We start from the raw sequence: 22,399 nt of genomic DNA on the forward strand, positions 1-22,399 counted from the left end.
GGGAAGGCTTGGATCCCATCACCCTGCCCCTCGTGTAAAGCGCCGCTCGCCTCCGATGGGCAGGCCGGCTGCACGGCGACGGATCCGAGGGGCCGTGGTCATGGAAATCAGCGCTGGGCGATGCGGGCGTCGAGCTCCACCAAGGTGGCGATCCACGCTTGTGCGATGGAGGGGCGTGTTCGGGCCAGGTGGCAGGCCTGCAGGCCGTGCGACCGCGGCCCTTCGTAGTCCACCAACAAGGTATCGCCCACCATCAAGACCTCTCCGGGCGCCGCGTCCAGCGCCTCGCACAGATGGGCGTACATGCGCGGCTCGGGCTTGACCGCGCCGACGGCAAAGCTCCACGCGTATGCATCGAGCGGCGGCAGCAGCGCTTCGACCGGCGCGGCGTAGGGCCCTGCCAGGTTGGAGCACAGCCCGACGCGGATCCCTCGTCGCTGCAGCGCAACGATGGTGGGCAGCGCATCGTCAAAGAGGCGCACGCTGGCCAGCTCGGCTGCCAGGTCGGCCCGCAAGGGCTCAAGGTCATCCTCGGCCAGCGGCATTCCCAGTAGCTCGGCCACCTCGGCCAGCCCGACGTCCGACGACATCACGCGCGCGCCATCGTCAGGCTGAGGCGCGCGGCCCCGGTCGCTCAGCCTCGACAGCAGCGTCTTGTAGGGCCGGCGCGGGCTCGTGATTTGAACCAGCGTGCCGTACACGTCGAAGGCCACGGCTTTGACGCCATGAAACGGTTCGTCCATCAAGGCCGCTCCTTTGGAGCGTCAGGCGCGACCTGGCCGGCGGCCTGACGCAGGGCGTGCAGCTCTTCGCGCGCACGTTCGCGCATCTCTGCGCGGTCGAGCTCGACGGCGTTGCCGTTGTCGCAGGTTGCGAAGTGACTCTGGAGCCAAGGCTCGCGCGTGTCGAAGGTCTCGACGGCGTAGTCCAGCCAACTGGAGTAGCCAGGCGGTGGCGGCAAACGGAGCTGAATGGTGAAAGCGATCTCCTTGAATTGACTGGCTCATGCAGATTACCACCAGGACGTACGCGCCAATCTACAGGTCTACGGCGATCCATGCTGATGATAACTCTTATTATCATCAGTCTAGGAATGCAACGACAATGTACGAGTACGCCGCGGAGCGAGACCTAAGTTGTTGATTTCGAAGGGATTTTCCTCACACCATCAGTTATTCGCTTAGAGACGAGATTTGAACGAAGGCGCGACCAGCGCGCGCCCCGACCGCCGGGCGCCCTTTGCCGCTTCGACGCACGCGGTCTGACAGTGTGAACGGCCCTATCTCGACGCCGTTCAGGCTAAGCGAGGGAGAAATGCAGTTTCCCAAAAACGCTCACATTGAAGACGAACGCCCTTCTCTGCTCAAATCGACCCGCGTGCTTTCTGGATTGCCTCCCTGAGTGCACTAATGAGGCTGTCAAGATCGGCTGTAGTTGCGGGCTGCGCTGACAGGGTGATTGAGAGGTCTCCAGCACGGCCGCGCTTCAGACTTCCAATGGGCTTCCCAGCCAGGTGAATCTGCAGTCGCCCCTGGGGCCCCTCAGCTCCGCCATCGATAAGCCGGGCCACGAGCTGGGTGGCCGACAGGTTGGATCCGCGCAGGCGTTCGACGCGCTTAAGGACGCCCCGTCGATCTTTGTCCATGGCTGCATTGATCTGCTCGGCATGGCGATGCGTTATGTCCAAAGGGCTTCTGAAACACTCGACCACTGCAGTCGGAAGCTGCGCCACATTGAGCGCTTTTCGAACCCAGGTGTGGCTGACGCCCAGACTCTCTGCAAGTTGTCGCTGGCTAGGAAACAGATGCTCCTCCAGCGCACGCTGGTACATGACACCCTGCTCATAGTTCGAAAGGTCGGCGCGCTCCCGATTCTCGCGATCCATAGCGGCAAACAGAGCGGCGTCCTCTAGTGCTTCCGTCCAGACAAGTGCAAGCACGGCGATGCCAAGCTCGAGCGCGGCACGATGCCGGCGGTGTCCGAAGACAAGCTCATACTGGCCAGGTACGTCCTTCAACGGGCGCACAAGAATTGGCTGGATGTTGCCCCCAGCGTGCTCTATGTCGGCTTTGAGGCCGGCGAACTCGCTGGTCTTAAACGACGCCTCGTGGCGATTTGCCCAACGGCTCGGTCGAATAGTTTTTGGGTCTATTTTGAGGGTGGGCTGGGACCCGTCATATTGACGGAGACGCTCTCTCAAGGCCGTGAGCTCCCCTTCCGCCTGCTGCATCTGACCTCTGAAGGCCAGCATCTGCCCGGGTCCGGTGCGGGCAGATGCCATGCCAGTGAGGGCGGGTGGAAACCTGGTTTCCACAGTTTCCGGCGCTGAAGGGGGCGTCGGCTGTGACGCTATAGCAGCCTGCTCGGCGCGAGGCGCGGTATCTGCCGGGGGCAGGATCAGGCCTGCGGTCAGGGCTTCCAGACGCTTCCTTGTACTAGACATGAGCGGTGTTCCGATTGGTGATGGGTGAGTTAATCTGGCGCAAAATCGTAGGCGTTTGTCGCCGCGTTTTGGACGTTTGCAGGTGGGCCCACGGAGCTACAAACCTGGCTCCTATGTTTTCCCGACGAGTAGGGTCACACCGACTAAATCGCGGCCCTGTGCGGCCGGTGCGCTTCCTGAGTGAGGTCAAGGCACCTAGGCGAAAACCAGGTTTCCATTGGCCGCTGAAAGCGCGAACTTCGAAATCAGCACTAAGTGCCGCCCGTCGGCCGAGCGAGGTGGGGCGGAGCGCGGGCGTTAAGGCCCCTCCTTCAACGCTGCGTCGCAACGTGCAAATGCTGGCGTGCCAGAGCTGCGATGGAGATAGCAGTGGAAACTTGTTTTCCACTGCTAAGCTTATAACGCCGTGGCCGCGGAGGCCGTGGTCTTCTTCCGCTTCAAGGCTAGACAGAGAAGGCAGCTGCAAGGCACATGGGAGCACCTGCACGGCAGGACCGCGCATCTGCTTCCGAAATTGTGAAAACCAAGTTTCCGCATGGCCCCCTCGCCCAAGATCCCTTGCTCCGAGTGCCCAGGCTTGCGACGGACGACGGCTCCGGTTTCGGGAGCCGCGCGACAGGGGGTCGACTTGACTCAATTTGCTGCCCTGGTGATCAGACACTGCAGACATGTTTTCCACGTTTGGGCCGGCGCCGCTGAAGTCTCCGTGCGAGAGTCAAAATTCGGCAGCCAGGAATGACAATCCACCGTTGCGGGCAGTAACTGCCAATGCACGAAGCATGACTCAAAGAAACTGGAAACCTGGTTTCCACACCCTCCCCGCCGGCCCCGAGTGCCACCGAGCATTTCATTGCCTTGGCTTACTAGGAACCGACCAGGCGCCGACCACCGATTGCTCGACGAGTTCGACGAATGCATCGTAGGCGTCAATCGCACGCTTATATGTCTTCGCGGCGCCCTCGTACTTCTGGACGTCATAGACCGTCGAGAATTCGGCGCCCTTGTTACTAGTCACGCTAGTCTTCGGGATCTCCACCGGCAACGTGTACTCGCCATAGGTCGCCTGGATCCACTGACGGACGACCGGCATCGCCGGATCCGCCGCATCGACGCGGCTGAGCAATACATGGAGAAAATCGAAGGCTTTGCCATCGCGATCCTTGCGCTGCCCGTCCAGATTGCCACCAAGGTCCGCCAGCAGGGACCAGAACTGCGCCGACGACGCGAAGTCGAGACCCGACGGGGGCACAGGGACGACGATGCCGTTTGCAGCCCACAGCGCATTGATCGTGACATAGGACAGCGAAGGCGGCGTGTCGATGATGATCACGTCGTAAAGATCCCGCACGGACTCCAGGCCTTCGTTGAGCACGTCCCAGAACTTGACGCCAGGTTCCTGCATCTGGCGCGCCGGCAGGGCAAATTCTGCAGAGAAGAGGAAGGGCGCAGCGGCAACGAGATCGAGCCCGTTCCAGTAGGTCGAGCGAATCGCATAGCGGATGTCAGTCTCGGAGCCATCACACAAAGGTCCGATGGTCATGTCCTCAGTCACCTCCGCTTCAGGCAGCAGTCCATGCAAAGTGGTCAGTGATCCCTGGGGGTCAGTGTCTATGGCGAGCACACGATGGCCGCGCAGACTCAGCCCCTGGGCGAGGACCATTGCGGTTGTCGTCTTCGCCACGCCTCCTTTAAAGTTTCCCACCGCGATCGTGATGGCCTTGCGACCGGCGGGGCGCATCTTGTCCGCCCGATAGGTGCGGGTCCAGCGACGCAGTTCCTCAAGGGTGAAAGTGCGCTTGCCGCCCGAGGGCGTCAGCTGACCTGACGGAAGATCGTCCTTCGTGATTCGATAGGCCACATGGGCTTTGTCAACGCCGCACAGTGCAGCCAAGTGAGCCGTAGAAAAGTTAGGTGACAGCTTGCGAGCTTCGGGGGCAAGCAGCATCCCGCGGATTTGCTCCACCATTGAGCCGGCCCGCGTGGCCAAGGCCGCAATCTTGGCCATGTCGATAGTCGGTCTGGCGACGGTCAAGGACTCGGTGGAAACCTGGTTTCCACCCTCTAGAGGGGAGGGGACGGACATAGTGAGTCGCTCATTCAACGAATTCCGGCCATTCTATGAGAATCGGTAGAATGAACAAGAACTGCAGAAAGCTACAAGGCCTACTGTCCATCAAGTGTGAGGAGAATTGGGGACCAGTCCTCCGGGATGTCCTGAAGCCAGAGCAGGCGTACGGCGTGAAGGCCGAAGTGCAGGTGCACCGATGTCAAAAACACGATCTACGGCCGCTATGTCGTCGCGTCAGCCTCACGAGACGCAAAGAACCCCAAATCCACACACATTAAATCCCAGCTGAACACACGTGAAACGCCGAACAACCCCAACGACTCTCACCTTCAACCCCAAATGTTCTCACATAGCAACCCAATCGTTCTCACACAAACGGCGCTAAGTGTTTGTCGGCGTTAAGGATTCCCCGACGTCAACTCTTCAATATCCCAAGTGTTAGATACAAAAGGATCAAGGCTGCCCGCGGCTCTATTGTGAATTGACCGAAACACAATACAAGGTCATGATGTGAACGGTCCTAAGAACCGAACTGACATGGCCACTGCCGAATCTGCTGAAGCCACACGGCGCCGAGCTCTCACTGCAGAAGAGCAAAGCGTGGCCAAAGCCAACGAAGCCATCGCGATACGGCCCAAACGGGGACGTCTCACTTTGCTGTCGCGGCGCATCTACAACGCACTGCTGTACCACTCCCAACGCCAGGGTGTGGACGAACCGGTCTACCGTCTTGCGCTGAGCGAACTCATCGGAGATGCGCGGTTCAACTCCAACAACACCGAGCTCCTCAAATCGCATCTGAGGGACATGCAGGCAACGACCATAGAGTGGTCAACCAGCGGCAGCGAACTGAAGCGCTGGGTTTCATCGCAGCTTCTGGGCACGGTGACCATCGAAGAACAGGGCAGGGGGCGTGCTTGCATCGTCACCTGGCGCTATCCGGAAGAAATCAAGGAGCGGCTCGTCAAGCCGCACCAGTACACCCGAGTACTGCTCGAGATGAGCAGCCAAATGCGCAGCTATTCAGCAGCAGTGCTCTACGAGATCGGCGCCCGTTATTTGACTTCGCCGGGACGCTTGTCCATGCGCGAGGATGTAGTCTGGTGGGCAGCAGTTCTGACCGGCCGCAGCGACATCAAGGAAGTCGACTACCGGTTCCTCAAACGCGACGTGATCAACAAGGCCATCGCCGAAATCGATGCACTCTGCGAAGACTTCGGCCTCGAACTCGTCGAACACAAACGGGGCCGGAAGATAGAGGAGATCCAGTTTCGGGTCGTGCCGAAGACGCAGCAACGCCTGGACGCCCTGGGCGATCCGACCCGCAACGTCTTCGATCTCGAACTGGTTGGACGACTCGTTGCGCTCGGGATCAAACAGGACGAGGCACAGGATCTGTACGCGACCACCGACGAGGGTCAGATCCGGGCAACCCTTGACCACGTCGACGTGCGGCTGCGTAACGCAACGATGCCTGCTTTGAAGTCGCCAGCTGCCTACTTTAAGGATGCCCTCAAGAAGGGTTATGCGGGAATCAAGACTGAAGAGATCGCGCAGCCGGTCAACAAGGCGGCGCCATCCGAAGTAGCGTCTTCCGAAACGGAGCGACTGAGGCGGATCCGGGAACTCTGGGAGAACGAGCGTATGGGCGAGGCACGTGCGCTCTACGCTGAGATGCTCGACGATATGAAGAGCGATGCCAGGACACGCTTCGAACAGAACAGGCTGAACTTCATTGCCCCCCCCATCGCCAAGGCCTGGAGGAGGGACGGACCTGATAGCCGGATCGCTGCAATTACCTTCTATAAGTGGCTGGCTCAAGACACCTGGCCGGAAGAGCCCACGGATCGCGTGCTGCTGGAGTTCGCATTGCAGCGTGGTGTCGTGGGCGTCTGAGGCCCGTGGTGTCGGGGAACACACGGCTTCCGGCGTGACGCAGCGGCTGGAGGAAAGTGGTGTGGTTCAGCCACCCACCGCTTGCGCAAAGGTGGGCCTTCGCCCATGCCCGGCGGGGAGACCAACCACCTCGATGTACCGCACAACTTAACGCGACGAGCGGGTTCTGAAAAAAGTGCTGCTCGAAGGAAACTGCGCCCTGAGCGTTGATGCGATCTTCATAACGAAAACCTCATACCGTCATGCCACGCTTCCTCCATACGGCCGACTGGCAAATCGGCCGCCAATACAGTCACTTCGCCGTTGATGACGGCATGGCCATCGCTGAGGCGCGCCTTGGCGCAGTCATCACGCTCGCGCGGCTAGCCACTGAAAATCACGTAGACGCAGTGTTCGTAGCCGGTGATGTTTTCGATACTCAAACGGTCGCCGACAAGACCATCATGCGAATGTTCAACGCGATGCGTGGGTACACAGGCCCTTGGATCTTGATTCCTGGCAACCACGATGCAGCGTTGGCGGAGAGCGTGTGGACACGCGCCGTGCGGCTGAATGCTGTACCCGCGAACGTCCGACCGTCACTTGTACCCGAAGTGATCACTTACGAGGGCGCCGGCTTCGCTGTACTAACGGCACCGCTTACGCAGCGGCACACGTACAACGATCTGACCGAATGGTTCGATACTGCCGAAACTGCACCCGGGCTCGTGCGCGTAGGTTTGGGCCATGGCGCGGTCCAAGGGATTCTTGCTGCGGAGATCGACTCAGCAAACCCGATTGCGCCGGACCGCGCTTCGACTGCCCGCCTCGACTACCTAGGCCTGGGCGACTGGCATGGGCTCAAGTGCATTGACGCGCGAACCTGGTACAGCGGCACACCGGAGGCCGACCGCTTCCGCGGGAACGAACCCGGTTATGTTCTGTTGGTCGAAGTTGACGGACCTGGCCTTGAGCCCAAAATTACGCCCTTGCACACTGGCCGCTTCGAATGGGCCCAGTGGGAACACGCCGTGAGCGTTCCTAGCGATGCAGACGAACTGATCGAACGCTTAGCCAGCGTCGGAGACAGTCATGTCCTTGAACTTGTGGTTCGCGGTCAAGCCGATCTTGAAACCCTTGGGCGGCTCAAGGGTGCGCTGACCTCTGCGGAGGCGCGAGCGCGTAGCCTCAGTGCTGACCTCAGCGCTCTGCGCTTAATGCCAAGCGATGCGGACATCTCGGCGCTGCGGGCGGATGGCTACCTCGGCGACGTCATATCCACCCTCCGCAATCTGCAAGCTGGCGCAGAGCCTGCGGTAGCGACGCACGCGTTGGGAATACTAACTTCGCTCTTGGCCGACCGTCATTTCGGTGAGACCACCGCATGAAGCTGTCGCGTATCAAGATAGAGCAGGTGCGCCAGTTCCGCAGGCCTTTCGAGTTGACCGACCTCGACATGGGCCTGAACCTCTTCACCGGCCCCAACGAAGCCGGTAAAAGCACCGTGGTCCGGGCTATCCGCGCAGCGTTTTTCGAGCGGCACAGGTCGTCTGGCGTGGACGACCTGATCCCGTACGGTGATTCGTCGGCGTCGCCGACCATCGAGATCGACTTCGAGACCGGGGCTGAGAAATACCGCCTCCGAAAGACCTTCTTTCAGCGTAAGCGCTTCAACCTCTCGATTGGGACGCGTGAACTCGACGGCGAGGAGGCCGAACAGCATTTGGCACAGCTCCTTGGCTTTGAGTTTTCAGGGCGCGGGTCCAGCAAGCCGGAGCATTGGGGCATCCCCGGGCTGCTGTGGATCGAGCAGGGCGCTGGCCAAGAGATAAAGCCGGCTGTCGGCCATGCCACCTTGCATCTGCGAAACGCGCTGAACCAGTCAGTCGGGGAGGTCGCGAGCACACAGGGCGATGAAGTAGCGCTCAAGATCGAGACCGAACGAGACCAGCTATTGACGCAAGTGGGCAAGCCACGCGGCTCCTACCTTGAAGCGATCACAAGGACGGAAGTACTAGCTGCAGAACTGCGCTCGCTGGACGAGCAGATCGCCACCTACAGCTTGCACGTCGACCAGCTGGAGCAGCTGCGTGCCGCCGATAGCCTTGACCACGCGAACAAACCTTGGGAAGCCTTCCAGAAGAGCCTGGATGAGGCCAAGCAAAAGCTGATCGAAGTGGAGGGCCTGGCAGCACGCCTTGAATTTGCTCGAGAGGCGTTGAGGCGCAATGACGAGCACGTGAAATTGGTTCAGCAGCAGCTCAAGGGGTATGACGACCAGGACAAGGCGCGCGAGGTGCGAGAGGCCTCACTGGCAGTTGCCGTAGAGCGGAGCAGAGTTGCGCAGGCCGCACTGCAGCGCTGGACCATCGAGAAACAGACAGCCGTCGCGGCGTATGAGGCAGCGACGCAGGCAGTTGCTGCCGCCCAACAAGCAGATTGGAGGAACGAGCTGGTGCGGCGCAGCGCTGAAGCGCGCGCAGGCATTCAATCATTGACGGCTACTCTCGCCAGCGCCCAGGCCGAGGAAAGCCAGCTCGCCGTCCAACGCACGCGCGTGACGGAGAACGAGATCGCCGAAGGGACGGTGGCTCAGCTGCGTGACGTGAACATGAGGTTGCGTGACCTACGGATCCGACGGGAGGTCGGGTCCACCCGCGTTCAGTTCGCCATCACTGCGGACGGCGTTACGTTCGACGGTCAGTTGTTGGCAGGCGAGGCCGAGCGATTGGTCTCGTCGGCAGCGCAGATCGATATCCCGAACGTTGGTCGCATCACGGTCATCCCGGGTGAAAACGACCTTGCGCAGATAGCCCGTGAAGAAGCGGAGCTGCGCGTGGCGTTTGACCTGCTTGCGCTTCGCAACGGCGTCTCCAGCCTGGAGGCGGCCGAGGCCAAAGAGATCCGGCGCAAGCAGGCGATGGCAGATCTCAAGCAGGCTGAGCGGGCAATCAAGATTTTGGCTCCGCAGGGGATTGCAGCGCTCAAGGGCCGTCTGGCAGAGCACCAGACGCATCTCACGGAGTCGGAGAAGAGCATCAACGAACTCCCAGCGGCAGACGGCATAGCGGTCAAACCCTTGCTGGCCGCTCAGCGAGACCAAGCCGCGGCCCGCGCTCATCTCGACGGCGTCGAGGCAAAGTTCAGCAGCGCCAGCGCCGAGGTCGCGTCAGCGCTTGCGCAGGCGGAAGCGGCCGAGCGGGAGCGCAACTCGATCGCCGTCTTGCTCGCCTCCGCTGAGCATGTCGAAGCCCGTCGGTTGGCGGCGCAGCAACTGGTGGACGCGCGCGCGCTGCAAGCGAGGCAAGGTGACTTGGTCAAGGGTCTCGAGGCCGAGGTCAGTGCCGCCCGACCGGACATCCTGGCGCAGGACGTGCAACGCTATGAGAGAACTGTGGCGCAGGCACTTCGCGCCAGCTCTGACCGAAAGTCACAGATTGCTTTGTTGCGCGGTAACCTCGAAGCGTTAGGTGCGCAAGGGTTGGAGGAGGGTCGGGCAGAGCTCGACGCTCGTTCGAAGGCGGCCCAGCGGCGCTGCCAAGAAATTGCACTGCGTGCCGAAGCCCTGAAATTGGTCCACAGTCTCATCGATGCCAAGCGGCGCGAAGCAACGCAAAGTTTGCAGGCGCCCTTGCAGGGTCGGGTGATTCACTACCTGCAGCTACTTTTTCCGGGGGCGTCGCTTGAGATTGCTGAAGATCTGTCGCCGAGTAACCTGACGCGTGCGGGCAGTGGGGCTCTAGCAGCGTTCGACACTCTGAGTTTTGGTGCGCGCGAGCAAATGGGGCTCATCAGTCGACTCGCATACGCAGATCTGCTTAAAGCGGCAGGGCGGCCAACTTTGCTGATTCTGGACGATGCCTTGGTGCACAGCGATGGTGAACGTCTTGGGCAGATGAAGCGAATCCTGTTCGACGCGGCCCAGCGGCACCAAATTTTGCTGTTTACGTGTCACCCGTCGCTATGGCATGACCTTGGAGCGTTGCCGAGACAGATCAGTGCAACCTTGTGAAAGGTCGCTGGTGATTAAGTGATGGCAGCTTGCGGCCGAGGCTGTGTGGAAACTCCAGCGATGCATCCCGTATGTCTAAGCATCGCGTTTGCAGAGCTCTGACGACGGCTCGAGCGATCCGACGGTCTTGTTCCGCGTGCGAGGGTTTCGCAGGCATTCGATGTGCTGCGCAAGCGCTGATACGTTGAAAAAGGCTCACGCCTCTACCAAGCGCAAGCTTTCATCATCTTCGCCACCCCAAGAATCCGCATCACCCGCTTGAGGTTGTACGCCAGCACATGCAGGCTCATCTAGGTGCCCACATGCGCCAGCGTCTTCGTCAGGAACTGCGTCGAGCCCATCCAGTGTTTCAGCGTGCCGAAGACGTGCTCCACGGTGCGCCGTCGCAGTGTCATGGCATCGGGCTTCTTGTCCAGTCTTTGCTGCACGCGCTCAAACACCGTTTCGTGCTCCCATCGACGGATGCGTCGGTAGTCGCCTGTCGTGCACTGATCCTTGATCGGGCACCTGGGGCAAGCGCTGGTCCAGTAGACGCGCAGCGCATTGCCGTTCCTCTCCAATGTGTTGCACCTGTAGATGGCCCGCTCGCCCGCAGGGCACTGGTACTGGTCGGTCTTCGCGATGTAGATGAAGTCGCTCTTGTCGAAGCGTCCCTCGGCCTTTGCGTTGTAAGTCATGGGCTTGGGAACGAAGGCCTTGATGCCCGCGTCCTCGCAGGCCTTGAGCTCGATGCCATTGAAGTAGCCACGATCGGCGAAGGCTTGCAGCTTCCCGGTGCCCATGCCCTCGCGTGCCGCCTTGGCCATGTTGCTCAGCTGTGCCCGGTCGTTGCCGATGTTGGTGACCTCGTGCGCCACGATGAGGTGGTGTTTGGCATCGACCGCCGTCTGCACGTTGTAGCCCACCGTGCCCGCGCCCTTGGCCTGTGAGTTCATCGACCGGGCATCGGGATCGGTGGTGGACGCTGACCATCTGGCTCGTTCTTCAACTGCTCCCGGGTCTCGTCGAGTTGCCGCATCTGCTCGCGCAGCTTGCGGATCTTGTCCGTCAACGCTCGGTCTTGACCTCGACCTCCGCAGGCTGGGTGCGGTCGGCGGTCTCCAGGGCATCGAGGTAGCGCTGGATGCTTTGTTCGATCTGATGCTGACGAGCGTCGACCTTGCCCGGGGTGAAGTTGGCGTCGGGGCTGTTGACGGCTTTGAACTTGCTGCCATTGATGGCCACGACGGCTTGGGAGCAGAGCTTCAGGTCGCGGCACAGGCCGATGAAGCGCTTGCAGACGTTGCGAATGCCCGCGCCGTTGTGATGGCGGAAGTCGGCGATGGTCTTGAAGTCCGGGGCCAGGCGGCCGGTGAGCCACATGAGCTCAACGTTGCGTTGCGCTTCGCGCTCCAGACGTCGGCTGGACTGGATGCGATTGAGGTATCCGTAGATTTAGAGCTTGAGCAGGACACTCGGGTGGTACGCTGGCCGGCCGGTGGCTGCAGGGTCTGTACCTCGGAAGCCCAGTGAGCGCAGGTCCAGCTCTTCAACGAAACGATCGTCTGAACGTGCTTCTGAAGTACACCTACCTGTACGACCTCTCCTCGCCAGGGCAATCTTCGTACACTGATACGTCTACCCGGCCGGTGTCTCGGCTCGGCGTGGACTACCAGCAGAAGAGCAACGTCTTCGCCGTGGATGCCACGTACGACCTGAGTGCACGCTGGACGATCGGTGGGAAGTACGCCTGGCGGCGTGGCGAGCTGCGTGCAAGTCGCGACGATTCCGCGCAATGGTTCAAAAGCTCCGCGGAGCTCGCTGTCGCCCGGGTCGATTGGAAGGTCGTGCGCCAGTGGAGCTGGATGGCTGAACTTCGATCGCTGCGCGCCAAAGAACTCGGAGATCGCCGAACCGGTTGGCTCACCGCAGGCTACTACCACCTGAACGAGAACTTCAAGGTCGGGCTGGGCTACAACTTCACGGATTTCTCGGACAACCTGACTGATCTGAGCTACCGCAGCCGCGGCTTCTTCGTCAACATGCTGGGGAAGTTTTAAGGAAGCTTAGGCGTCGAAGGCAGGCGCATGACGTCGATGGGCAGACCGTCGCAGACGGTCCCACGATTCAGTCTCAATCGCCTCTCCTGACAGCGAACGTCTTCGCTCACGAACCACAGAGTCGCGAAGCAGATACACGCCACAGTCACCGACACGCTTGAAGGTGCCGCGACAATCCCCAGCTGCGGGCAGCAAGACATGCGAGCGGCTCCTGGGCAGGTTCATCGAGTCCAAGCTCGAGGACGCGCACGGGCTTCACTGGCATGTGTCGGTGCAGCCAACGCAGTTGACCTAACACGTAAATGGGCGCAGCGGGTCGAGCAAGCCGAACAGTTGCAAGCGAGCATCCGCGCGAAGGTCGAGCATCCGTTCCAGGTGAAGAAGAACCTATTCCGACACAAAAAGGGCCGCTACAGGGGTCGGGCTAAGAACGGCGCAGTTGTTCAGCCTGTTCGGGTCGGCGAATCTGGTGATTGCTAACGAATCGCTATTAGCCTTGAATGCCCAAGGTGCGTCCTGAGCACGCTGAGCGTCTTCGGATGAGAGAACAGCACCCGCAAAAGCTGTTGCGCAACCTGCGCAGCGAACAACTGACTTTCTTCACGTTGACTTCGCGCCATGCGTCTTTCAACACGCTCGGAAGCGTGAACTGCGTGCGAATATCGAAGCCCATGAAGACATGGCGCGACGACTTTGAGGGTCGATGCAAGAAGGCGCTTAGTTGATTCGCGATCTGGCAGCAGCTTCCATTCCCGACGTGTGCACGCCCACGAAAACAGCGATCAAGTCTCCGCACGAACGCCAGACTTGCTGCAGTTCGATGCTGGCGGTGCCGCCGCGACAACTTGGCCGTGCTCCCTAAACTGCCAGGACCGAAGCAGACAGATCTGCGCTTTGCATCGATGACGTTGCTTCGCCTCCGATCGTCATGCTCAACGGCTGCTATCCAGTGGTCAGCGTGAGCTCGGCTCACGGCTGCGACAGACCGCAAGCATCGAGGCATGCGGTCGACCAGCGCGTCGAGCGAACTCGAATCAGCCATGCAGCGCGCCTGGCATCAGAAAGGCAGCTTCATCCCGGGCGGCAGGCAGGGCGCGCCGGCGGTGAGCTTGCCCATCTTCTGCTCGCTGGTGTGGTGGCAGCTGCAGGGGGGTGAGGTCTTCGGCGCGGTGGGGCGCTCAGCTATCGTCGCCACTTCCCTGTCTTGCTAAGCCGCTAAATGACCTCCGCCCCTGTTCTAGCCGACCGCCGCCACCTATGGGCGTTCGTCGTCGGCTGTATTGCCGTAACACTCGGCGTGCTGTTGCACCTTCCAATGTTCTGGATGGGCCGCGACGACGGCTTTCGGCTTGCCGACATGCCGATGGACGCAGAGATGCTCTGGGGCATGGCGCTAATCGTTGCCGGCATCGTCGTCGCCGGCTTCGGCCTGATCCCGAAAGCACTGCCCCAGCCTGAAGCACTGCCGCAAGAGCTACGAATCATCGCGCCCGAAGACGCGCCGCTGAGCTGGGCACATTGGCGCCTGATGATCGTGCTGACCATCGCACTGGTGATTGACGTGATGAAGCCGGCGAGCCTCGGCTTCGTCGTGCCGGGCATGACGCGCGAGTACGAGGTCGCTCGAACGACCATCGCCTGGCTGCCGTTTGCGGCGCTGTGCGGAACGGTCATCGGCTCGGTACTGTGGGGCTGGCTTGCCGATCTCTACGGGCGGCGTGCTTCGATCCTGCTGTCGGCGGTGATGTTCGTGGGTACTTCCATCTGCGGTGCGATGCCCTCACTGTGGTGGAACGTCGGAATGTGCTTCCTTATGGGCGCAGCCGCGGGCGGCATGCTGCCGGTCGCCTACGCGCTGCTGGCCGAGACGATGCCGTCGCGTCATCGCGGGTGGGTGCTGGTTCTGGTGGGCGGGCTTGGCGCGGTGGGCGGATACCTAGCCGCAAGCGCCTGCGCTGCGTGGCTCGAGCCCATCTTCAGCTGGCGCATTCTGTGGTTCATGAACCTTCCGACCGGACTGGTGCTGATCTTGTTGAACGCGTTTATTCCGGAGTCGCCCAAGTTTCTGCTGAAGCTTGGGCGCGTTGCGGAGATGCGTGAGACCTTGCGAGGCTTCGGCTGTATCGTGAGTACCGACGATGCCGCAGGGCTGAGCGCAAGGCGCTCAACGGCGCGCGCCCCGCGCCCCGTAGCCGCCTCCAATGCTTCACGCTTGAGCGTGCTACCCAGTTTGGTCGGTCCAACATGGGCCCTCAGCATCGTGGCGGTCGCCTGGGGCTTGGTCAACTTCGGACTGCTTCTGTGGATGCCCGCGCACTTGGTCGCGAAAGGCTACAGCATGCGGCTGTCGAGCGAGTTACTCGCCGCCTCGGCGTTGATTGCGCTTCCGACCGTATTCGTCGCGGCGCTGCTTTACAGCCGGTGGAGCAGCAAGGGCGCATTGCTTGGGGCGATCGTTATGACTGCGCTTGGACTCGGCGGCGTTGTGCACCTTGAGCTCGCCGCGCCGGGCAGCGCAAACCCGGTCTGGCCAATCGCACTGCTGATCGTCGGCATCAACGGAATCATTGCCATGTTGCTGCCCTACGCGACTGAAAGCTACCCGCTCGCAGTGCGTGGGCGAGCCACCGGTTGGGTTGCGGCTTGCACCAAAGGCGGGGGGCTTGCGGCCCAGCTGTTGAGCCTACTTGGACTTGTCCCGTCGTTGCTGGTCGCGGCAGTTGCGATTCTCGCGCCGCTGCTGACCTCGCTCGTTCTAGTTGCGTGGTTCTGTCGTGAAACACGTGGCCGCGATCTCCGGGAGCTCGAGGTCGATGGACTTGGCGAACGCGGCAAGGCATTTCGTTCTTAACCGCTCCGACGTGGACGCGAAGATCATGTCCCAGCGAACGGTCCACCTCGGCGAGGAAAGGACGACAACCTATTGTGTTGTTGAGCTTCGCGATGGCTCTGAATCGCCCCGGATTCCTTAGAAACTTTCGAGCCTTTGGGAATGGCGTCGTTTGAACTCTACCGGCGAAGTATCTCCGGGAGTGCCGTGGCGCCGTTTTGGGTTGTAGAACATCTCGATGTAGTTGAAGACATCGGCCTTGGCGGCATCGCGCGTTGGATAGATCTAGCGGCGGATGCGTTCGCGCTTGAGCAACTGGAAGAAGCTCTCGGCCACGGCGTTGTCGTGACAATTGCCGCGTCGGCTCATACTGGAGATCAGCTTGTGGTCGCGTAGGAAGTCCTGCCAGTCATGCCCAGTGAACTGACTGCCTTGATCCGAATGCACCGTGACTGGCTGCTTGGGTCGACGACGCCACAAGGCCATCACCAGCGCATCGAGCACCAGGCCGGTATCGATGCGGCTACCCATTGACCAGCCGACCACCTGACGCGAGAACAGGTCGACCACCACGGCCAGGTACAGCCAGCCCTCGTGGGTACGGATGTACGTGATGTCGGTCACCCAGGATTGATTGGGCTGCGCCACGGTGAACTGGCGCTGCAGGTGGTTGGGTGCCACGACAGCAGGCTTGCCTCCCCGCATACCAGGGCGACGGCGGTAGCCGGTCTGCGAGCGCAGTCCTTCGAGACTGAGCAATCTGGCTACCCGGTGCTTGCCGCAGGTCTCTCCCAGATCGCGCATGTCCAGGGTGAGCTTGCGGTAGCCGTACACGCCGCCGCTCTCCAACCGCGCGTGCTTGAGCAGGCCCAGCAGCCGTTGATTGTCCTTCGCACGTGGGCTCATCGGATCTGCCTTCCAGGCGTAGTAGCCGCTGGGGTGCACCGTCATGATCTTGCACATGCTGCGCACGCTGTGCTCGTGTTCATGCCGCTCGATAAATGCGTACTTCACCCGGACTGCTTGGCAAAGTACGCTGCGGCCTTTTTTGAGATGTGCGCTCCTCGGTCACACGCTTGAGCTCAGCCTTCAGGCGACGCATCTCGTCGGCTTGCGAGCCCTGCGCTTGGCGCTGGTCAGGCGACATCTGCTTGGCCTTGATCCATTGATACAGGCTGTGCTGGCTGACGCCAAGCCTGGCCGACACATCGGTGATCTGCTTGACCGCTTCGGTCTTGAATTCTTCGGGGTATCTCTGCTTGCTCATGGCACCTCCTATTGGGCCTCATGTTTGAGGCTCGAAGGTGTCTAGAAAACCCGGGGCGATTCACCGCAACCTCCAGGGAGGACGTCCGAGCGGCACACAAACTGCGGTGAACAACGATGGCACCTGGGAGGGACAGCCAAGCCCGCGCCCTCAGTACCACAACCACAACTACGGCACGACCCGGACGGAGATAAGCTGTTCGTCGCATGCCACGCCCCAGCGCGCGCGCCGCGCCGGGGCGCGACCGACCGCGCGGCGTATGACGGGCTGCCGGAGCGACTTAGGCCTCGTCGCGCCGGGCCTGCCGGGCGGCGCCGGGCCCGGCCAGGACCTGGGCCAGCGGCGCGGGACGCGCCAGGTGAAAGCCCTGCACCAGCCCGCATCCCATGGCACGCAACGCGGTGAGCTCGTCGGCGTTCTCCACCCCTTCGGCCACAACCTCGATGCCCAGGGTGCACCCAAGGCGCACGATCGACTCGACCAGGGCGCGCCGTCCAGCGGTACCCGGCAGCCCGGCGATGAAGCTGCGGTCGATCTTGACCTGCCGAACATAGTCGCCGCGCAGCGAGCTCAGCGACGAATAGCCCACGCCGAAGTCGTCCACGACGATCGAGACGCCTGCGGCGGCCAGAGCCTGAAGCCGTTCGCGCGCGGCATGAGTGTCGAGTGCGAGCTCCTCAGTGATCTCGATCTGCAGCCGGTGGGCCGGGATCCCGCGCGCCCGCATCAGGTCGAGCACCAAGCCATCGACAGCCATCTGCGACATCTCGCGCGGCGACACGTTGATGGCGATCGGCAGCCCGCGGAACGGTGGCCCGGCCTCATCGAGGGTGCTCAGGGCATCGAGTGCCAGCGCGACTAGCCGGCGCAGCAGTGGCTCGGCCAGCCGGCGGTTGGTACGGCCTTGTTCGGCGATGGCCGCTGCATGGCCGACCTCGATGGGCGCCGGCGTCTCCGACGGTGCGGTCCGCAGGCACTGAACGACGCGCCACCCGTTCACTAGCAAGGATGCCGCGAGCCACTAGACGCCGAGCGCGCCCTTGCCGGACTTCCAGGCCACGGACGCCACCAGCATGCTCAACAGGATGTTGACGGGAATCGCAGAGAGCATGCCGCGGCGAACCGCCTCCCACTGCTCGCGTCGGATCAGGCCTGAGATCTCGCTGGCGGGCGGCGATGGGTGCGGATTGGCGAGGCGGCGGGGTTTCAACGTGGTGGCCCGATGGGGCACGGACAGGTCTCGCTTGGCATGCGGACTCGATCACTGCGGATCTGACCGATGTCGTACGAGGAAAAGTTCGCGGGGCTGGGGGTTTTAGCGGAGGTCAAAGTAGTACTTTGAGACTATTTTTAATAAAATTTGGTACATGACAAATCCCACCAAACGCTACTCTGGCGAATGGGATGCCAAGACCCGCTGTTGGGCGGCAAAGCCCCGTCGTGACGAGCGCCCGTCTTCGTTTGCCACCTTTGAACGCCCTCAAGGTGCTTCCACAGATGTGTGGCGAAATGCTGTCTTGATTGTGGGACTGGTGTTCGCGCTGATCTATCCGCTCGTTGCGTTGGCGACACGCTGAGGCGTTCGAAATGAAAAATTCGCACACATCATCCGCTTCCGTAGACTGCAGACACGACGGACCGAACGAGAGCCAAAAGAACCTCGGGGCTTCGGTCTGTACTGCGCTTGCCGCTATCTTCATCAGCTTGGTCATGGCGCTTCCCTGGTAGGTGGCAATCCTGACTCTTGAGCATCCCTCGCGTAGCAGGGGTCGGTGGGACTGGTGAATAACTTACTCAGTCATCCTTGTAGATCTCCCTGGAGAACTGCCTGCGGTCGAGCGCAAAGAAGCGGAGCGCCGCTGCCGGCTTGCACTCGAATGTCGTCCTGCCTCGCGCGTAGGAGGAACGCCGGTCCCACTTGTAATTTCTAGCATGCTGAGCAGTCGGATCGCCATCGAGCATGCGGACAATTGGGCATCTGCTTCGCGCGGGTTATTGCAGGCAGCAGCAGTCGTGGCCGAGGCTCGCCTTCGATGAATCGCTTCATGGGCACCTCGCTTGAACAGGTGACCTGATTTTATTTTTGAGAAGGCGTGGGGGAAGTGTTTTCACACAGCCTCGCCCGGATGCGGAAGTCTCCGGTGGACGCGTCAGTGACTGCAACCGCTGCCGAGCGGACATTTACGGCAAGCCGTCGAACGAAGGGTTTGGCCGAGAAGCGGTCCTTCGATCAATTCCTGGGGGTTCGCGAAGCGTGACGGCATCCCCACGGCTCAATGCAGACCGCTAAACCTTTTAAGTTTCGGCTGCGAATCCCCCCGCCTCAGGCCGACCACATAAGCCCCCTCCAGCTAGCGCGCTCCTGGCCTGCTGGTAGCAGTGCGCGTGTAAAAGAGAAATCCCACGCTGCATAACACCAGCGCGATGGCGAAGTAGCCGAAGACGGCGACGAGCCCCATCGCAGAAGCGATCCATCCGCTGGCGAGCTGGTGGAATGCGGCTCCGCAGAAGAACATGAGATTCAGTGCGGCGAGCGCCTTGCCGGAGTTCTCTTTGCCGGTCGCCGACTGCCCCATCGCGAACAGCAAGGGCTGCGTCGAGATGAAGCATCCGAATGCGAAAAAGATCCACGCATCGAAAGACGGCGAAGCGATGAAGTCGCCTTGAAGCCAGCCTCCCGGCACCAGCGCGATGACGATCAACAGCATGAAACCGGCCGCTAAGTGCCCGCCGGCGAGCAGCGCGCGGCGGGCACCTGTGAGCCTGTCGATGCCTCCGGCGATGAGCGGCCCGATCGCCATCGCCATGGTCAACGGAATCAAGGCATTCCCGGCCTCGATGCGTGTCAGTCCCTTCACATCCATGAACCACGGCCCGCCCCAGACGCCACGAACCGCGAGCACGGCGGCCAATGAAATGAACGCGAGCAGCACCGGTCCTCGGAGGCGTTGCGAGAGAGTCAAGGCCAATACGCCGCGGAACTCCGGCACCAGCCGGAGGGCCGGTCGGTCGGTGGCGTGCAGGGTGCGCGGGACAAGCAGTGCGACCAACGCACCGACGACGACGGCCATGACGGCTGAGACCACAAAGCTTGCGCGCCATCCGTGGTGTTCGACCAACCACGCCAGCGGCGTGGCCGACAGCAGCATCCCGCAATTGCCGATGCTCAGGATCAGTCCGGACCACATCGCGAAGCGGGCGGGCGGCAAGTGCTTCGCGGCAAGGGTGAACGGACACAGCAGCATTCCGCAGCACCCGACGCCGAGCAGTGCTTGTGTGACGCTGAAACCGATGGGCCCCCGCACGAATGCCGCCGCGATTGCCCCGGTTGCCGTGATCGCGAAGAGGCAAAGTGATACGGACCTGACGCCAAGCCGGTCCAGGGCAACACCGACCGGTATCTGTCCCAGTGCGAAGAAGAGGTGATAGGCCCCAGTGAGCACGCCGAGGTGAGCGGCTGTCGTGCCGATGTCGCGCGCCACTACGTCCGCCGACATCGCCGGCAGCGTGCGCAACAGGTTCGAGAGCGTATGGCCTAGCGCAAGCACAACCAGGGGGAACGCGATCGGCAACGCGTCTTGCCAGGAGAGGGACGGGGCGGAGGCATTCGAATGGGGCATCCAGCGATCTTGCCTCACCATTTCGGTGCATTGGCTAGGAGACAGCCCGTGACGTTCCCCAATAGGAAAGCCAAGCGTTGAATCTGCTGGTCGACGAGATCTCCAGACGCTTGGAGGCCGGCCGGGGCCAAGCGGCACGCGTGTGCACTGCTGGATCTATCGACACGATCCGCACGTCCAACCGATGGCGCGCAGGATCCTGTTTTGATCGAGATCTGTTGCGACCCGGATGTGTAGGTAGAAACATCGTCTCGTCACGGCTCGTGAACGTCGATGACAATGTTCATTGCAACGAAGTGCCTGGCGCTGTGCACCGATCGGCCTTAAGGCAAGCGGCTCGACTAACTTGGCACCAAGTCGACAATCCAGCGGCCGACCGTCTAACGAGCACTGCCCATCGTGCGCGCGGCTTCTTGGTGGATCCAGTCGACGAACGCTTCAACGGCCGGCCGCTTCGCGTGCCGCTCTGGATAGACCACGAAGTGGCCCTTGACGGAAATCGCCATCGCCTTCGGGAACACAGGCTTGAGCCTCTTGCCTGCGATGTGTGCGCCTGCAATCGTTGAGCTCTCGAGGGCGACACCCAGCCCCAATGTGGCTGCGTCCAACGCCATCTGCGCACGGTCAAAACGCACCGCAAATGTTTCAGGTGAGCGCCGGCCAGAAAACTTCAGGAACCAATCTGGCCACTGAACGACGCTTACATTGCTCTGGATCAACGGCAGTTCAAAGAGCTGTTCCGGCTTCGTGAGCTTGTGTTCTCGGATGAATCCCGGGCTTGCGATGGGTAGCACCTTCTCCTCGAACAATGGTTCGACGATCAGATCAGGCCACTGGGGAACGCCATACCGGATGTCGACGTCGGCTTGGCCCAGTGCAAAGTCGCTCGGCGTGTGGGCAGCCGAGAGGTTCAGCGTGATCTCTGGATGCTCGTGCGCGAAGGCGCCCGGCGCCGCCCAGTGGACCAAAGCCGCGAGCGCCAATCCGGCAAGGGCGCGAAGAATAGACCGTGGTGAGACGAGAGCATCAAGCACCTAGGAGGTATGGGCAAATGTCCAGTTCTGGCCGGATGCGGAAGTCTACGGTGGTCGTTTAAGTGTCTGCAACCGCTGCATAGCGGTCATCGTAGTCGCGAATATGACCGCTGCTTAGGGGCTCAAGCGGTGGGCTAGGAGCCGACCGGCCAGTGCAGGCGTGCGACAGACAGAGGTTTGATGCTGCGGAATATGAACGTGCGAAGGTTCAACGACGCCCTGTGCGAACGTGGGATGGCGACCACGACCAATGTAAAAGTTGCTGCGGTTGAACAACTACCAACTAGCGCGGTTCTTCTGCACTTGCGTTCAATGCAGACCAATGCTGCAGGCTGGCTAGCGGAAACTTTCAACCGCCCCGTGTTGCATGGATGATTATGTGAATAATCAACAAAACGAATTCGCGGGGGGTGGGCGTCTTACCCGCGAGGCACGGGATTAGCACGCATCGCTAGCGTGCATTGGAAAACTGAGGCTATCCGAGGGCCTGCTTGTTTTCTCCTGACGCTGCGTTCCGAAGTGCTGCGCCAGAATTTTCTTGGCGAAGGAAATCAAGATTTCCTGCTTGTTCTGCATCACGCAAACTCTTTGCAGCCCGTGCAGCCGTGTAGCTCGCAAAAAGGTTCTCAACAGCTATCTCCCATTCTTTAGCAGCAATCCGTTGCTCCAGGTCGGCCTCTAATTCCTCTTTGGGCGCGCGCGCTCCCTTACACAAAAAGCGTTCCTGGATGGGCAGCCGCCGCACGGGAAAAGAAGGAACTTCAATACCCACTTTGGCCAGAATATTAGCCTTTTGACTTACGGAGAGCATGGTTCTCCTCCTAACCGGATCCATCTAAGTATGTCGGATGTCGCGGCTATGCCGGCCTAAACCGGAACGGTCAGTCCTCCTGCCTTGGTTTGCTGCTATTACCAAGAGCGTCAATTTCTACCTCAGCCAAAAGCCAATCTTCTTGTTCGTGGCCGCTCTCAAAGCCACGCTGCTCATAGCGAGCGTAGGCGGCTTTTCGAACCTGTTCTACTCGTTCGTTCAGCGAAGTTTCGTACTCGGCCGGGGCAGCGTCTTCGCTGCCAGCAGGTGCCACAGAAGAGGGTTCCGACGAATTGCGCGTTCCAGTCATAGGGCCTCCTACACAAGAAGATGAACGGTAAGCCTTGTTGCGAAAAATGCAAGAGGGCAGATTCTCTACCCCGAAAGTGACTGCTTCAAC

16 protein-coding genes and 4 pseudogenes are annotated in these 22,399 nt (G+C 61.1%); 8 read left to right on the forward strand and 12 right to left on the reverse strand.

Going from position 1 to position 22,399, the window contains the following annotated elements; all coding sequences use genetic code 11:
- Nucleotides 1-107 precede the first annotated feature (107 nt).
- The 4 genes from ACSFA0_RS25800 to ACSFA0_RS25815 all read right to left on the reverse strand — a co-directional run bounded on the left by ACSFA0_RS25800 (nucleotide 108) and on the right by ACSFA0_RS25815 (nucleotide 4,448).
- Entirely contained in the window at nucleotides 108-743 is a 636-nt protein-coding gene (locus ACSFA0_RS25800; RefSeq protein ID WP_435453137.1) for an HAD family hydrolase, read from the reverse strand.
- On the reverse strand, nucleotides 743-961 hold the full coding sequence (locus ACSFA0_RS25805; RefSeq protein ID WP_435453116.1) for a hypothetical protein: 219 nt from the start codon (nucleotides 959-961) through the stop codon (nucleotides 743-745). Before ACSFA0_RS25805 ends, ACSFA0_RS25800 begins: the two co-directional genes overlap by 1 nt.
- Before the next feature lie 402 nt (nucleotides 962-1,363).
- The gene (locus tag ACSFA0_RS25810) at nucleotides 1,364-2,281 is read right to left on the reverse strand and encodes a ParB/RepB/Spo0J family partition protein (RefSeq protein ID WP_435453117.1); all 918 of its coding nucleotides are present in this window, start codon (nucleotides 2,279-2,281) and stop codon (nucleotides 1,364-1,366) included.
- Nucleotides 2,282-3,290: 1,009 nt separating this feature from the next.
- On the reverse strand, nucleotides 3,291-4,448 hold the full coding sequence (locus ACSFA0_RS25815) for an AAA family ATPase (RefSeq protein WP_435453118.1): 1,158 nt from the start codon (nucleotides 4,446-4,448) through the stop codon (nucleotides 3,291-3,293).
- Nucleotides 4,449-5,048: 600 nt separating this feature from the next.
- Here ACSFA0_RS25815 and ACSFA0_RS25820 point away from each other — a divergent pair.
- From ACSFA0_RS25820 to ACSFA0_RS25830, 3 genes are all read left to right on the forward strand, one after another.
- Nucleotides 5,049-6,407, forward strand: coding sequence for a replication initiation protein (locus ACSFA0_RS25820; RefSeq protein WP_435453119.1), 1,359 nt, complete (start codon nucleotides 5,049-5,051; stop codon nucleotides 6,405-6,407).
- Between the two features lie 242 nt (nucleotides 6,408-6,649).
- Nucleotides 6,650-7,774 (forward strand): metallophosphoesterase family protein, encoded by a 1,125-nt coding sequence (locus tag ACSFA0_RS25825; protein ID WP_435453120.1) that lies wholly within the window; start codon nucleotides 6,650-6,652, stop codon nucleotides 7,772-7,774.
- A complete protein-coding gene (locus ACSFA0_RS25830) occupies nucleotides 7,771-10,398 on the forward strand; it encodes an AAA family ATPase (RefSeq protein WP_435453121.1) in 2,628 nt (875 codons plus the stop codon). The genes ACSFA0_RS25825 and ACSFA0_RS25830 overlap by 4 nt, the downstream gene beginning before the upstream one ends.
- 203 nt (nucleotides 10,399-10,601) lie before the next feature.
- Here ACSFA0_RS25830 and ACSFA0_RS25835 read toward each other — a convergent pair.
- Nucleotides 10,602-11,943: pseudogene (locus tag ACSFA0_RS25835) on the reverse strand (IS1182 family transposase); the annotation flags it as partial.
- A gap of 5 nt (nucleotides 11,944-11,948) precedes the next feature.
- On the opposite strand from ACSFA0_RS25835, the gene ACSFA0_RS25840 reads away from it, so the two are divergent.
- The 4 genes and pseudogenes from ACSFA0_RS25840 (at nucleotide 11,949) to ACSFA0_RS25855 (ending at nucleotide 15,288) form a co-directional block, all read left to right on the forward strand.
- On the forward strand, nucleotides 11,949-12,437 hold the full coding sequence (locus ACSFA0_RS25840; RefSeq protein ID WP_435453122.1) for a hypothetical protein: 489 nt from the start codon (nucleotides 11,949-11,951) through the stop codon (nucleotides 12,435-12,437).
- A 327-nt stretch (nucleotides 12,438-12,764) separates the two neighbouring features.
- Nucleotides 12,765-12,957 (forward strand): annotated as a pseudogene (locus tag ACSFA0_RS25845) (transposase); the annotation flags it as partial.
- A 481-nt stretch (nucleotides 12,958-13,438) separates the two neighbouring features.
- Nucleotides 13,439-13,648: a hypothetical protein gene (locus tag ACSFA0_RS25850; RefSeq protein WP_435453123.1), complete on the forward strand. Its 210-nt coding sequence runs from the start codon at nucleotides 13,439-13,441 to the stop codon at nucleotides 13,646-13,648.
- 8 nt (nucleotides 13,649-13,656) lie between these two features.
- Nucleotides 13,657-15,288: an MFS transporter gene (locus ACSFA0_RS25855; protein ID WP_435453124.1), complete on the forward strand. Its 1,632-nt coding sequence runs from the start codon at nucleotides 13,657-13,659 to the stop codon at nucleotides 15,286-15,288.
- Between the two features lie 117 nt (nucleotides 15,289-15,405).
- Here ACSFA0_RS25855 and ACSFA0_RS25860 read toward each other — a convergent pair.
- From ACSFA0_RS25860 to ACSFA0_RS25870, 3 genes and pseudogenes are all read right to left on the reverse strand, one after another.
- A pseudogene (locus ACSFA0_RS25860) lies at nucleotides 15,406-16,534 on the reverse strand (IS3 family transposase).
- Nucleotides 16,535-16,814: 280 nt separating this feature from the next.
- Nucleotides 16,815-17,534, reverse strand: a complete 720-nt coding sequence (locus ACSFA0_RS25865) for an EAL domain-containing protein (RefSeq protein WP_435453125.1) — start codon at nucleotides 17,532-17,534, stop codon at nucleotides 16,815-16,817.
- Between the two features lie 21 nt (nucleotides 17,535-17,555).
- Nucleotides 17,556-17,744, reverse strand: coding sequence for a hypothetical protein (locus tag ACSFA0_RS25870; RefSeq protein ID WP_435453126.1), 189 nt, complete (start codon nucleotides 17,742-17,744; stop codon nucleotides 17,556-17,558).
- A gap of 157 nt (nucleotides 17,745-17,901) precedes the next feature.
- Between ACSFA0_RS25870 and ACSFA0_RS25875 the strand changes: the two genes are divergently transcribed.
- Nucleotides 17,902-18,111, forward strand: coding sequence for a hypothetical protein (locus ACSFA0_RS25875; RefSeq protein ID WP_435453127.1), 210 nt, complete (start codon nucleotides 17,902-17,904; stop codon nucleotides 18,109-18,111).
- 774 nt (nucleotides 18,112-18,885) lie between these two features.
- On the opposite strand, the gene ACSFA0_RS25880 is transcribed toward ACSFA0_RS25875, so the two are convergent.
- The 4 genes and pseudogenes from ACSFA0_RS25880 to ACSFA0_RS25895 form a co-directional block, all read right to left on the reverse strand.
- Nucleotides 18,886-20,154 carry an MFS transporter gene (locus ACSFA0_RS25880; RefSeq protein ID WP_435453128.1) on the reverse strand — a complete coding sequence of 423 codons (1,269 nt, stop codon included), beginning with the start codon at nucleotides 20,152-20,154 and terminating at the stop codon, nucleotides 18,886-18,888.
- A gap of 380 nt (nucleotides 20,155-20,534) precedes the next feature.
- Nucleotides 20,535-21,095 (reverse strand): annotated as a pseudogene (locus ACSFA0_RS25885) (LysR substrate-binding domain-containing protein); the annotation flags it as partial.
- Nucleotides 21,096-21,663: 568 nt separating this feature from the next.
- A complete protein-coding gene (locus tag ACSFA0_RS25890) occupies nucleotides 21,664-21,999 on the reverse strand; it encodes a hypothetical protein (protein WP_435453129.1) in 336 nt (111 codons plus the stop codon).
- Between the two features lie 70 nt (nucleotides 22,000-22,069).
- On the reverse strand, nucleotides 22,070-22,309 hold the full coding sequence (locus ACSFA0_RS25895; RefSeq protein WP_435453130.1) for a DUF2934 domain-containing protein: 240 nt from the start codon (nucleotides 22,307-22,309) through the stop codon (nucleotides 22,070-22,072).
- Nucleotides 22,310-22,399 lie beyond the last annotated feature (90 nt).

The organism is Variovorax restrictus (assembly GCF_051216715.1).
Lineage (GTDB): Bacteria > Pseudomonadota > Gammaproteobacteria > Burkholderiales > Burkholderiaceae_C > Variovorax.